The sequence below is a fragment of the Pantoea sp. NPDC088449 genome (assembly GCF_044753225.1).
GTDB lineage: Bacteria > Pseudomonadota > Gammaproteobacteria > Enterobacterales > Enterobacteriaceae > Pantoea > Pantoea floridensis.
Genome location: NZ_JBIVMT010000001.1, coordinates 259,524 through 273,702, shown reverse-complemented (window position 1 = coordinate 273,702; position 14,179 = coordinate 259,524). Strand labels below are relative to the sequence as shown.

The window sequence follows — 14,179 nt, the reverse complement described above, 5'->3', positions numbered from 1 at the left end:
ATTAATAATTAACTAATATTTCGACGCGACGGTTTTGTGCTCGTCCCTCAGGCGTGGCGTTACTGCCAACGGGCTGACTATCCCCTTTTCCTTCAACTCGAATATTTTCAGCAGGGATGCCGGCCTGTTGCAGCCATTGCGCCACACTGGCAGCGCGTTTTTCCGAGAGGACCTGATTACTCGGAAGGCCAGGCTTATTGATGGGTTGCGAGTCGGTGAAACCGACAATCAGCGTCTTGCCATTTACGCGATGGATCTCTTCAGCCACACGCTTGAGGATACTTTGCATGCTTTCCAGCACATCAAATGTGCCGGTTTTGAACATGCCGTCACCGCGGAATATCACCAGGCTGCGCTCAGGCGTTTCGTCCACAGTAACCAGCTTGCGGGCGATCTCTTCCTTAAGTAATTCGGCTAACCTTAGCTTTCCAACTGCCGGTTCTGGAGGCAGGGTTATGGGTGAACGTGCAGAAGCATCAATGCGAGTGACGATATCGCTAAGCGGGATCATCAAGTGATATTTGGCATAGATAAAACTACCGGCGATCAATACTCCGGCGACAAGCATGGAGATACGGACAGGAACATAAAACTGATAGCGTTTTTTGCCACTGCGCACCGGAACGCCTTGCGGTGACAGAGCCATGCCTCGGTCTTCCCGAGAGCTTTGTAATAGTGTCAATAGACGTTGGCGAATGCGATTAAGTTGGCGCTCACCGTTTTCAATAATGCTATAACGCCCCTCGAAGCCAAGGCCGAGAATAATCAACTGAACTTCAAGAACGTCGGCATATTCCTGAGGTGACATGGACAAGCGGCCCACCAGCAGGAAGAATTTTATGCCGCCATCGTTATCGCCTTCAAAGTGATTAAGCAGGTTGCCTTGCGACCAGTTGACATCTTTACTCCACGAACGCGCCAGAACGGCTTCGTCCAGTGCGGTACACATGCAATAGCGCACAATGGCCATCTTCTTCCAGGAAATATCTGCCTCATCGCAGACGACGCTGAAGAGCGTGATCTCTTTTTTCAGCGTCTCCTTCAGCAAATTAGCTTCATCTTTCCCGTTCACTTTTTCGGGCATTTCGCTTAACGCACGCAGTAATGGCTGCGCCGCTTCAAGTAATGGCAGGGACGCATTTTTAACGCGATTAACCCGCTCATGAATGCTTTCACTTCGCAGACGACTGCTGTCATAACGTTCATTTATTGCGTCATGATTTATCGCCGGATTGGTCTTGAAATCTGAAAAGCTGGTCGATTCATCGAGCAGGAAATGTCCCAACTCCTGGCCGTTACTATCGGTATCCGCCTGGTTATCAAAAAACGTGCTGTTCAGGTTAAAATTGTCATGCTCGCTCATTAGTCACGAATCCCCCACAGTTCCATTTTCAGGTCAGGGAAATCACCGGCAATGTGCAATGCAATAGCGCCGCTACTGGCAATGCGATCCCAGAATGGACCACTCTTAGCCAGTTCAAAGTAAACGTGGCCGGCGCTGTAGGGAATCTGACGCGGAGGGACAGGCAGAGGATGGATTTCCAGGCCAGGCAAGTGCGAACGTACCAGTTCATGCAATTGCTGCGGTGCACTGAATTTTGCCTGAGCCAGGTATTGATGCTGCAGAATATCCATAGGTAGCTGCGCAGATACCGCGACAACCAGATTACTGAAACCGCGCAGTTCATTTGGCAGCACATTCGCCGACCAGACACCGTTACCACGTGATTCCAGCGTGATCATTTGGCCCGCACGCACCAGAATCTGGTTGAGCTGTTCATGAATATCATCAACCAGGGGGCGGATAGAGGCATAAAGGCTAGCGTGCTTGTAGCCTGGCGCCGATCGTGGTCTGCGTGTTTTCACCCGTATAAAGGTAGAAAGTTCGCCCGCAAATTTGGCCAGTTCCTGGTAGAGCATGATGGGTGGTAACTCAGGAATGGTGCGCAGATGGTCGAGCAATGGCTCATATTTATTAAAGATTTGCAGTAAAAGATAATCAACGATTTCTGCACTCGCACTCGCTTTACCGTCACTGTTTGATAATCGCGTTGCCAACATTCCCGCACGCATTTTTACCAGACCGTTCAGATGCGTCAGCCATTCGCTGAGCAACTGGTTCGCGCCATAACCTGTCACGGGTGGGATGTAATCATCAACATGCAGTAATACGCTGCCATCAGGCTGGATAGCGCGTACGCGCGTCAGCGGTAATCCAATCCACGACTCCGTCATTTCGCTTTCTGACACCAAACGGAGGCGCAACTGCGCCAGCTGCACAGGTTTAGGTCCCTGGTGAATGGCATTGGTATCATTCAGCTCAGCTTCATTGCCGTAAAAACGCGCCAGAGAACCACTATCGTACTCATCGAAAATAGTTTCATTACTATTATCCAGGCGCAGCGGCACAGCCAAATAAATCATCTTGCCAAGATGTTCAGGTGCGATAGTTAATGGCTGCGGCAGATCGGCATGTCCTGGAATATCAAATGGCGTACCATCCGGCAGAACACCGCTCGCAGCGCGGAGAACCAGTTTTCCATATGAAAGCGCTTCACGATCAATTTCATAAGCTGAAAAACCCCAAAAAAAGGGCGTAAGGGTGAGAGCTCGCTTATGAGAGTAATATTCCAGGTAACGCTCTTGCTGTTGAAAGAGTTGAGGGCGCAGAAAAAGACCTTCACTCCAGACGACTTTTTTTGTTCTCATAATTAATTTACCGGTTTAACTGAAGTTGTCAGATTATTCATTCTGACTTGAATATGAGGCTGCCAAACTTTGTCTCGTTTAAAATAACGTTGAAACCAACTGCGCTTGGGTTTCTCAGGAATAATATAAATCACCTTCCATTCCGAGTCGGATATGTCTCGATAGGCCGTTATCACACCCAGAGCAGTAACATTTTTAGGCGTCTCAATAACTTTATCTTTTTTCTCACCGGGGACAATCATTGTGTCGTAAATAAGCGAAATCTGACTAGTAAGTTCAGGATCCCTACTCTCAGTAAGAGTAATAAAATCACTGGCCATAAATGCTTGCTGTTGATTCAATTGATACACCGTAATACGAAGAGGGTTTGCTTCTCCTGCGTCATTTTTATTTATAGTGTTGGATGCATCAAAAGTAATTTTTACGGATTCCGTATGTGCACTCGAATCATTATTCGGCGTGCTTTGGCAAGACGTTAGCATACTGGTCATCGATAAAATGATTAACATCGTTAGCCAACGCCGATGGGAGGCGGCAGCATGATGCATTATTTTAGTAATCATTACGTCCTCCTTTAATATGAATAAGTAAAAGTAAAATTAAGGCGAGCGTTCCTTAACCCTGCCACACTTAATGTGGCAGGGCTTGTAACAAGAACTTAATTAGCTATGCTGGTTTGCTTTTACATCATAAGTCGCAGAGATAACACCAGACTTATGACCTTCAGCATTCTGCATTACATAATCTTCAGTTACTTTGGTGAAGGAGAAGCTAACTTCTTCACGTGGACGAGTTTCGTCTTTATGAGAGCCACCCATTCCAACTTTAGTAATGATTATGTCAGTGAACTTCAGAATCATGTATTCCAGTGGATCGCCACCAGCTTTACGCACGGTGAAAGCGATATTTTTAATATGCTTACCAGTCAGACAGTAGCTCAACAGGTTTGGACTTGCTTTGTCGGTATAATGCTGGAACACGAAGTCAGCAACAGTAGCACGACCAGAACCACCGCCTGAACCGCTGTGCATATTCTTAGGCTGCAATACGTCCCATTTCCATTCCAGAACCTGGATCTCGTTTTTATGAGTAGCATCTAAAGATTCACCTTCGATGCCATCAATTTTAATAAACATATCTTGGGCCATAATTTCCTCTCATGGACTAGTTGTGTATAGATTATTCAATGCGATGCATTGAATGATACGAGACTACTGCACTGAATATATCCAGCACGTATTCTCAATTAATTCAAAGTAATTACATTTACTTTGAGTCTTAAATATTCGATTCAGACATTGTCCTTAATGTCCATTGTCAAACCGAATAGTTAAATCAGGCTCCGCCTTTAACAGAAGGAAGTTTGGCTACCATACGCAGAGATACGGTTAAACCCTCCAACTGGAAATGCGGGCGCAGGAAGAATTTGGCTTGGTAATAGCCAGGGTTGCCTTCAACATCTTCAACAATAACTTCAGCAGCAGCCAGTGGACGGCGAGCTTTAATTTCAATTGAGGAGTTAGACGGATCACCATCGACGTAATTCATTACCCAGTCGTTTAACCAGCGCTGCATATCGTCGCGTTCTTTAAACGTACCGATTTTGTCACGCACAATACATTTCAAATAGTGTGCAAAACGTGAACAAGCGAACAGGTAAGGTAAACGCGCTGAAAGCGTGGCGTTAGCTGTTGCGTCAGCATCATAATACTCTGCTGGCTTCTGCAGTGATTGGGCGCCAATGAAGGCGGCAAAATCGGTATTTTTACGATGCACCAGCGGGATAAAACCGTTTTTAGCCAGTTCAGATTCACGACGGTCTGAGATAGCGATTTCGGTCGGACATTTCATGTCTACGCCGCCATCATCGGTCGGGAAGGTATGGCACGGTAAACCTTCAACTACACCGCCACTCTCAACACCACGAATCATGGTGCACCAGCCGTTCTCTTTAAAGGAACGGTTGATATTTACCGCCATCGCATAGGCAGCATTCGACCAGACATACTTGCTGTGGTTTTCGCCGTCGGTGTTCTCTTCGAAATGGAAGGCTTCAACCGGGTTGGTAACGGTGCCATATGGCAGACGAGCCAGGAAGCGCGGCATTGCCAGGCCAATATAACGAGAATCTTCAGACTGACGCAGACTGTTCCAGGCCGCGTATTCCAGATTCTGAGTAAAGATTTTAGTTAGATCGCGTGGATTAGAAAGTTCCTGCCAGGAATCCATCTGCAATACGTTCGGCGATGCACCTGCAATGAATGGCATGTGTGCAGAAGCGGCCACTTTACCAATCGATGACAGCAGATCCACGTCGGCAGCAGAGTGATCGAAGAAATAGTCCGCCACCATACAGCCGTATGGCTCACCGCCGAGCTGGCCATACTCTTCTTCATAGATCTTTTTGAAGAGTGGGCTTTGATCCCATGATGTCCCTTTATAGCGTCGCATACTGCGGCGTAATTCTTCTTTGGATACATCCATAAAGCGCAGCTTTAACTTTTCATCGGTCTCGGTATTGGTTACCAAGTGATGCAGACCTCGCCAAGCACTTTCCAACGACTGAAACTCTTCATGGTGAAGAACCAGGTTAATTTGCTCTGACAGCTTGCGATCAATTTCGGCAATAATTGAGGCGATACTTTTATAAGCATCGTCAGATACCGTCACCGAGTTTACCAAGGCCTGTTCAGCCAGCGTTCTCACTGCGCCTTCAACTGCAGCTTTGGTCTGTTCGGATTTAACTTTAAACTCTTTATTCAGCAAAGAACTAAATGCACTTGCCTGAGAAGCGGCTTGTGCTGCCGCATTTTGTTTTTCCATCATTCGTGAAGTTGACATCATGTCTCCTTATTTACTCTACGCAGGTTTCGCTTCAGAGCCGTCATTGCTCTTTTTAGGCGCAGAGGCCAGAGAATTTAACAGCGCTTTATCCTGCAGAAGTTTCATCACTAACTCTTCCGCTCCCGCTTTACCGTCCATATAGGTCTGCAGGTTGGCAAGTTGAGTACGTGCTTCTAGTAGTTGGGAAAGAGAATCAACTTTTCGAGCAATTGCATCAGGCTCAAAGTCACTCATACTTTCAAAAGTTACATCAATCATCAGCTGACCTTCACCGGTCAGCGTATTCGGTACCGCAAATGCCACACGTGGACGCATTGCTTTCATACGCTCATCGAAATTATCGATGTCAATTTCCAGGAATTGACGATCGGCAACCAGTGGCAACGGTTCAAGTGGTTTACCCGATAAGTCTGCAAGTACACCCATTACAAATGGAAGTTCAACTTTCTTTTCAGAACCGTATATTTCAACGTCGTATTCAATTTGAACGCGAGGCGCTCGATTTCGCGCAATAAACTTCTGCGAATTATTTTTATTAACCATGATAACCTTTCTGCATTTTATTATTTAAACGTACCCGAATGTTAATCCGGAATCATTAATCACTCATTTCTTACTGCAGTTACTTGTAAGTCAGGTCAATGGTGGAGCGAGTTTGCACAAGCCCCGCACTCACTGCTCCATTACTCTTAGCATAATAACTGGCGATAAAGTTGTGTGTCACTTCATCACCACTTGCAGGAATTAAATACTCCTGAAAGCTGTTATTATCGTCGATACTCAGTTGTGTACCGTCAATTTTCCGCACCCGCACTTGAACATCATTGCTGTAATCGTTGCCGGTGCTATTCACCAGGTTACCCGTCTCACTGTCTGATGTATTTCCACCACTGGTGGTAAAACGCATCTCAATGGTACGGTTAACCGGGCAATTTCTCAGAGAAATAGGGAATTGCGTGCTCCCTATCTCATCTCCACTTTTTTGTAATAATTGCGATGATACCGTGGGCAATACCACCGTTCCTGATTCACCACCATTATTAACGCTAACGTCGCAAGTCTGCGCCAAGAACGTTCCCAAAAATGTCACATCAATATTGCAGCTGCCTTTGATTGCGCAGCTCTCTGCAGCCGCGGAAAAACCAATCAGCATTAAGGTCATGCCAAGTAAAGGTTGCAGCACGTTTAATGAAGTTTTCCCACCTAGTTGCGTAAACATGTCACCTCCAGTTGGACCATATTCAGATCCTCAGAAACAGCCTTATTCACAGGTGCAGCATCTTTCGCTATACATTTAAGCTTCTCTTCACCAACCGTTGCTAATAGCGGCCCTTGCGCCGGATCCCAGCCACGGATAAAGGCTTGACCACCTTGCCCTACCACGCTTTGACTCTTGCCGTTCGCATCCATAAGATCGGTCCCAATAGGCAGGTAACTATGAGAACTGTCGCGTAATGTCAGAATCATTGGGGTCCCGGTGATCGTATTCATCACGACAGATAATGCCGCTCCCTGGCGCGGATACACGCGTTTTTCATTATCAAGAACATCAACTGTATCGGGTAAACCTTTCGCATCGAGTTGAACTGCGTTCTCACGGTATGGATAAAGAGAAGGCTGAATGGCATAACCAAAACGGTTAATCTTCGCCCCCTGTCCATTAAATATTCTTGCCCCTGCTGCGCCTTTTGCCTCAATAATGGCAAACGGTGCATCGTTAATTGGAGGTCCCAGCGTTACTCCACCCGCATGGGCGACTACGCTCCCCCTCATTGATCCAGAAAATTGCGTGTTCGAATCATTTGCTGTTGCACTCAGGCCAACCTGGCCAACAGAAGATTGATATTGAATATTTCCATTTACCGCGTTATCACTTGATTTATTGCCGGTATTCGCACCTACACTATATGTAAACTCACTCTGGTCACCTTGAGAACCTGTAGCATTAGTTTGGAACTTCGTACCACTTAGATTACTTTTGCTCACCGTGCTGTATAAAGAATTAAACAATGGCTTATTGGTATAACTTCCACCAATCGGTATATTAATTGCCAGTTGAATAACATTCTCATCACTACCATTACCAGCACGCGAGCGTGACCCGGAGATTGAGTAACTAAACTTCTCGAGTGAGTGATTAAAGCTCACTGAGTACTGACGTGATTCGGTCTGGGATCCCCAATAACTCGCCAAACTCCCGCTAAACCATAGCGATTTATTATCATCTATTTTCTGATTGACGCTGGCTGTAAAGCGATTCTGCGTACGATAATTAACGTATGGTGAGTCATATCCATTACGCTCTTGCGTGTTTACTGCCTCCCGAGCCAGCGCCATTTCACGAAAGCTGTAATAGCCACGAGAAGAGTAGCGATAAGCCGCCAGCGTAATGTTGGTATCGGTTGGTCCTAAATATTTACTGTAATTAACCTGGTAACTGTTTCCTAAGCGCTGAGTATTATTTGCCAAAACGCTACGGGCATTGATGACATCAAACGAGAGTCCCCCTATTGGCGTATTGAACGCTTGTCCTGCGCCAAAAGCTTTATAATGCTCACCAATCAGCGCGCCGCCGTACATGGTCCAGAAGTTCATTAGGCCACGATGATAAGTCGCCTGAAAGAGATCGGGATGTGCATTTATTTGCTCCTCTTTTAACTGACCAAGAGCTAAAGAGAAGCGCGACGAACCCTCACGCAACAGCATAGGTGGTGCTGAGAACGGTATAAGCTGCTGTCTGGTTCTTCCATCGGCTTCGGTTATTGTCATCACCAAATCACCGCCGTACCCCATTGCCCCGAGATCGGTAATAGCAAAAGGTCCAGGAGGTACGATAGTTTCATACAGTAATTGCCCACGCTGGCGAACGGTGATTTTGGCGTTAGTTTCAGCCACACCACGCAGAATAGGCGAATAGTTACGCATTTCAGTGGGTAACATCCTCTCATCCGTCTGTAGGATTACGCCACGCATACTGAAACTATCAAACAGCTGGCCATTACTGCTGGTTTCACCAACAGTGAGAACGCCTTTTAAGGGCGTAATATCACGCTGCGCATAGGTATAACTATTTTGCGAGGTAAATGGCGATTGGTTACTCCAGCTAAAATTATTTCTTTTACGTACGCGCCACTCCCCCGCATTAAACCCAGCCGTCACACCTAAGTTTGCAGTATTATTACTATTCCCTTTTCCTACACCTTGATTAACCTGCCAAAAGTTAGCGGCATAATCGATAAAACCAGCGGTTTGACCAGATTCCCATAAACTTGGATCAACATAATCATCACTGCGATGGCGCACATAGAGCTGAGGCACTTGCATATTGAGTTCAAAATCGCCGCTATTATAGTTACTGCTGACGCCTTCAATCCAGCGGTCAATGAAATAGCAATGATCCGCGCCATCTGGGCGTATTATTCTGAGTTGTTTTGCGCGTTTCTCATCAGGCTCCAATCCTAACTGGCTCAGCTGTCCTTGAGTGAAACAGGGTTGCGCATTGTCGCTAGTGTTTGATTGGATAAAGCTTAATTTCAGATAGCCGCGAGCCCTTCCATTCACATTGGTAGTAACATTATAAACACCAGGAAACGTCATATTCCCATCAGTAAAACGGGAAATATCGATGTTCGAACCGTGCAAAAAACCACTATTGAAATTTATTTTCTCTGGCGTAACTGCACTATCTGAGACCTGTGGAACTTCCTGCACATTTGTTTGACCTTCAGCAATCAATGGGAAGCAGAGCGCCAGTTTTATTAGCACGCTAATCTTCTTAAACTTACTGAGAGGTCCATTCCCTGAATATTTACTAGGCACCACAGTGTAAACTCCTTTTAAGGGGTTTTATAATCCATTAATTAAGGCTTGCGGCTAAGCATTCATAGAGATCTTTTTTTCAAAAAACTCACTTTTTATCTTTTATGAAACCACCACCCTGTGACTTAAATTTCTCGGAGACAATTCCACCAAACTCATTAATATACTGAAAATCCATAGAGGTAATGGATGACAACTTAGACTTGTTTTCTGGATAAAAAACCTTCTCAGATTTTGGTGCAATCATATCTGATGTCATTCTCACTTTTTTATTTTGAGAGAAGGCATTGATGTTATTGAAAGAATAATAGTAAGGAGTAGGGTTCTTTAATTTTAGTCCTGCACCATGATTACTATCATTTACTAGTGACCACTCCAGCTTATCAAGCTCAGTTGAGACGGAGCCTTTAAGCAGGGCTTTGGGACGATAAAAAATCTTTATTCGCGTACGAAACGCCAGCTCCAACTTTTGCCCACCACTATCGTTACTGGCCTTAGGCGGTATTTCCAGCAAGTTGAACCAGAAAATAGATTCACGATCCTGTGGAAGCGCCATACCGTTGTAAATCATACGAATACTCTGACCTTTATTAGGCTCTATGCGAAAGACCGGGGGCGTAACAATAAAGGGAACTTTGGTATTTTGCACGTCAACCTTGGTGTCTCCGTCATCAACCCAAACCTGGGCCAACGCGGGTTTATCACTTCGATTAATAGTGCGAACATTGACTTCAGTTTGATCACCTGGAAAAACGACGCGCGTTCCACTGATTATAATGGAAGAAAATGCCGGTGACACCGCACTAAGTAATAGTGAAGCTAAAAGGATTTTTTTAAACATAATATTTACCAGCCGCATAATATTTCATGAGCAAACAAACTTTAATTTATTAATTTTCTGATTTTAAAAAGTGGTGCCCATTAAGGGCACCTACTTTAATTTTTCTTAGTTGTATGCCAGTGAGTACAGGACTTTCGCTTCAACATTACCCGCAGTGGAACGACCACTCGCATAATAACCCGCTACGTAAGTTGTAGTCGCGGTTCCGGTAGCAACATCGATTGGGAAGTAGGTACCAGTATCACCCAGCTTAATAACACTGCTACTACCATAGTTATACAAACGGACCTGAACCTCTCCAGCCGGATCGGTCAGAGCAGCGTTTGTCAGGTTACCTGTTTTTGCATCAAAACCAGAGCTACCAATCGCTTCAAAATGGACAGCCACCTCTGTCGGGTTTGCTGGATCTGCATTTTGTGGGCAGTTTTCTACGCTAATAGTAAAGTTTTTAGAGCCAGCCTGATCCCCTGGGTTCGCCAATGATGTGGTATTCACTGTTGGCAGAGTAACCACTTTATTTACGTCCGTAGGAACGATCGAGCAGGTAGCGGTGATAACTTTACCTTTAAAGGTGATATCACCACTGGTAGCTGCTGCTGCATTACCTGCTGCGATCAGAGCCAAAATTGCAACTGAAGTTTTCAACATGCGCATTATTACTATCCTCAAATAGATATTCCGTTAAAATTAAAACTACTTTGACATCCCATGTCAGGTATCACCTGAGCAATGAAATATTTTTTCTGAGCTATGATGACGCTTTTGCTAATGTCACCACATACTGATCACTTATTCTGTCTAAGGTAATGAGATTGTTTTTCAGCTTCGCGTGATGAGCCAAAATTTCCTTACCTAGTAGCGTTGTGATAGTTTGCTCAATAATTCGAATAATCAGACGAGCCCCTGTTTCCGCAACTCGGCACTGTGAAACCACATGTGCAACAACAGCATCGGTATAATGCAATTCACACTGATATTGCGTTGTTACACGATGTTGAATACGAGTAAGGTGCAGTCTGACAATTTTATCTAATGAACTTTGTTGCAGCGGTAAATAAGGCACCACATTGACTCGGCCCAAAAATGCCGCCGGGAATACCTTCAATAATTCCGGCTGCAATGCGGCTAATAAGCCTTCCTGATCCGGTGCAGTCTCTTCATCTGCATACAGCTGGCTGATCAATTCGCTTCCGGTGTTGCTGGTTAGCAGCAATACCGTGTTTTTGAAATCAATGCTGCGTCCTTCACCATCTTCCATCTGGCCTTTATCAAAGACCTGGTAGAAAAGTTCATGAACATCTGGGTGCGCTTTTTCTACTTCATCCAGCAGCACCACGCTATAAGGTCGACGGCGCACAGCCTCCGTTAACACCCCACCCTCGCCGTATCCGACATAACCAGGAGGTGAGCCTTTTAACGAAGAGATGGTATGCGACTCTTGATACTCGCTCATGTTTACGCTGATCAAATTCTGATCGCCGCCATACATGCTTTCCGCAATCGCCAGTGCAGTTTCGGTTTTACCGACACCTGATGGCCCCACCAGCATAAACACGCCTAGTGGTTTTCTTGGATCGGCCAGTCCTGCGCGAGCCGTCATAATGCAGTCGCTAAGTTGATCCAGAGCGGCGGATTGTCCAATCACGCGCTGATTAAGACGCGCAGGCAACTCCATCACTTTTTTGAGTTCATCTTTCAGCATCTGGCCTACGGGAATCCCCGTCCAGTCGCCAACGATGTGCGCAATGACCTCTTCATTCACCTCAGCCTGAACCATTTGCTCATCAGCCGAGATTAGTCTCAGATTTTTTTCTTCGTACTGAAGCTGTTCTCGGAATATGGCCAGCTCAACTGAGCTTTCTTCTTCCTGCGACAGAGACTGGGCAATCTGCTGACGTAACGCCACAATACGGTTGACAGTCTCACGCTCGTTCTGCCAACGCTTCTCAAGTGCCTCACCTGATTCAGCCCACTCATTTAAAGAAGCGGTCAGCGAGTTCATTCGCTCTGAAGATTCGCGACCAAACTGATGAGCTTTCTCTAAAGATTTAAGCTCTGTTCGTGCGGTTTCCTGCTGCCATACCAATTTCTGCAGCTCGGCTGGGGCGGCAAATTGCGCTACCGCGATACGGGCACAGGCGGTATCCAGCAAGCTGATCGCTTTGTCGGGTAGCTGACGCGCCGGAATGTAACGGTGCGACAACTTGACTGCAGCCTGTACGGCTTCGTCGGTGATCCAAACCCCGTGATGTTTTTCCAGCGCCGGCACGAGCCCACGCAGCATCGACATTGCCACTTCCTCATCAGGTTCACTCACCTGCAACACCTGGAAGCGACGAGTCAATGCCGGATCTTTTTCTATATGCCGCTTATATTCACTCCAGGTGGTTGCGCCAATGGTTCGCAGCTGACCACGCGCCAGGGCGGGTTTAAGTAAATTCGCCGCATCACCCGTCCCGGCATTTCCGCCCGCCCCAACAAGGGTATGAATTTCATCTATAAAAAGAATTACGGGCTGCACTGAGGCCATCGCCTCATCAATGACAGCTTTCAGGCGTGCCTCAAACTCCCCTTTCATGCTCGCACCCGCTGAGAGTGCGACAACATCCAGCGTTAATAAGCGTACTTCTTCAAGCGCAGGGGGAACGGCGCCTGACACTATCGCCTGTGCCAGCCCTTCAACGACAGCCGTTTTACCCACGCCTGCATCACCCGTCAGTAACGGATTGTTCTGGCGACGACGTAACAGGATGTCGATCATGGTGGTAATTTCCTGGTTACGCCCAAGAACAGGATCGATTTTTCCTTCACGCGCCAGTGACGTCAGATCTGTGGTGTATTGCGCTAACGAAGCAGTGCTGCTCTGCCCCATCGCCTGACTCGCTTCGCCCGGCATGGAGCCTTCATAAAATGCGGTGCCATCACTCGCATCTTCCGTTGCTTCTGGCGACTCACGAGTAATGTATTTCAGATCACTACTCAGCACGTCTAGCGCGACTTTATCGAGCACGGGAGCAATGCCCAGCAACGTGCGACGAAGTTCCATATTACTCAGAAGTGCGAGGACTAAATGGCCGCTACGAATGCGGTTATCGAGGCATTCGAGGCTTGCACATACCCATGCGCGTTCAATCGCTAGCTCAATGTGATATGAGAAATCCGAAATTGAGCTGGCTCCCGTTGGCAGGCGCCCCAGAGCCTGGGCAATCCCTCGCTCAACTTGTTCACCATCAATATCGAAGTAACGGACAATATGCTTAATATCGTTATCATCGCTATGCCAAAGCTGATTTATCCAATGAACTAGCTCAACATATGGATTACCGCGCAATTTGCAAAAGGTGGTTGCGCTCTCAATAGTGGCGAATAAGGTTTTATCCAGCTTTCCAAATAAGTTCTTTCTGATAATAGCCACGTTTGTCACCTTTAACTCTATTTTAAGTGGATGAACCACTTTGTTATGTTGTTATGCTATCTGTGTGTAGTGAAGTGCAATCCCTAAGCACTCAATGCGAAGAAATTTATCTCCATAAACTATTTTTGTGAAGACCTAAAATGCACATTAGGAATAAAATCAACAAAATTCCTAGGTGTTGAAATTATCACAAAAGATGAAGGCTCACGTTGAAAACGCTATTTAAACCTGAAGATAAAACATTAAAGTCACTAACAAAAATAACTAACATACATTAAAAATAATCAATAAAATCAATTACATAAAAGACAATCATCTATTGCTTTTATTTTTATAATATTGCAAAGAGAAAAGACCAATAAGCATAAACCTACAAATTCGTAATCCATCGACTATTTCATTCATCAAATTAATCCTTAGAATAAATTCACTCTAAGGTGGGTATTAAACTAATAAAAATAATGAACTCTTCACGGAGTGAGACAGACCAGTTTAATGAAAAGATTACACACAAGATAAAAACGCTGGCTGTCCTATCTAAACCGTCAAGA

The 14,179-nt window shown here is 45.7% G+C and carries 11 protein-coding genes; all 11 read right to left on the bottom strand.

All coding sequences use genetic code 11. The features are described from left to right. Position 1: 1 nt before the first annotated feature. The gene (gene tssL, locus ACIP6T_RS01300; RefSeq protein WP_097094631.1) at positions 2 to 1,363 is read right to left on the bottom strand and encodes a type VI secretion system protein TssL, long form; all 1,362 of its coding nucleotides are present in this window, start codon (positions 1,361 to 1,363) and stop codon (positions 2 to 4) included. Continuing rightward, positions 1,363 to 2,709, bottom strand: a complete 1,347-nt coding sequence (gene tssK, locus ACIP6T_RS01295) for a type VI secretion system baseplate subunit TssK (protein WP_097094632.1) — start codon at positions 2,707 to 2,709, stop codon at positions 1,363 to 1,365. Before tssK ends, tssL begins: the two co-directional genes overlap by 1 nt. A gap of 2 nt (positions 2,710 to 2,711) precedes the next feature. After that, positions 2,712 to 3,272, bottom strand: coding sequence for a type VI secretion system lipoprotein TssJ (gene tssJ / locus ACIP6T_RS01290; protein ID WP_400454967.1), 561 nt, complete (start codon positions 3,270 to 3,272; stop codon positions 2,712 to 2,714). Positions 3,273 to 3,371: 99 nt separating this feature from the next. Then, on the bottom strand, positions 3,372 to 3,857 hold the full coding sequence (locus tag ACIP6T_RS01285) for an Hcp family type VI secretion system effector (protein ID WP_400454965.1): 486 nt from the start codon (positions 3,855 to 3,857) through the stop codon (positions 3,372 to 3,374). 187 nt (positions 3,858 to 4,044) lie between these two features. Next, a complete protein-coding gene (tssC, locus tag ACIP6T_RS01280; protein WP_097094635.1) occupies positions 4,045 to 5,550 on the bottom strand; it encodes a type VI secretion system contractile sheath large subunit in 1,506 nt (501 codons plus the stop codon). 18 nt (positions 5,551 to 5,568) lie between these two features. Then, entirely contained in the window at positions 5,569 to 6,096 is a 528-nt protein-coding gene (gene tssB, locus ACIP6T_RS01275) for a type VI secretion system contractile sheath small subunit (protein ID WP_097094636.1), read from the bottom strand. A 79-nt stretch (positions 6,097 to 6,175) separates the two neighbouring features. Beyond that, positions 6,176 to 6,772: a fimbrial protein gene (locus ACIP6T_RS01270; RefSeq protein ID WP_400454962.1), complete on the bottom strand. Its 597-nt coding sequence runs from the start codon at positions 6,770 to 6,772 to the stop codon at positions 6,176 to 6,178. Further along, on the bottom strand, positions 6,757 to 9,318 hold the full coding sequence (locus ACIP6T_RS01265) for a fimbria/pilus outer membrane usher protein (protein WP_400454960.1): 2,562 nt from the start codon (positions 9,316 to 9,318) through the stop codon (positions 6,757 to 6,759). Before ACIP6T_RS01265 ends, ACIP6T_RS01270 begins: the two co-directional genes overlap by 16 nt. A gap of 142 nt (positions 9,319 to 9,460) precedes the next feature. Further along, complete coding sequence (locus tag ACIP6T_RS01260; protein WP_400454958.1) at positions 9,461 to 10,213, bottom strand: molecular chaperone; 753 nt, start codon at positions 10,211 to 10,213, stop codon at positions 9,461 to 9,463. Between the two features lie 105 nt (positions 10,214 to 10,318). Next, positions 10,319 to 10,867 (bottom strand): fimbrial protein, encoded by a 549-nt coding sequence (locus ACIP6T_RS01255; protein WP_400454957.1) that lies wholly within the window; start codon positions 10,865 to 10,867, stop codon positions 10,319 to 10,321. Positions 10,868 to 10,961: 94 nt separating this feature from the next. Further along, positions 10,962 to 13,628, bottom strand: a complete 2,667-nt coding sequence (tssH, locus tag ACIP6T_RS01250; protein WP_400454954.1) for a type VI secretion system ATPase TssH — start codon at positions 13,626 to 13,628, stop codon at positions 10,962 to 10,964. Between the last annotated feature and the right edge of the window lie 551 nt (positions 13,629 to 14,179).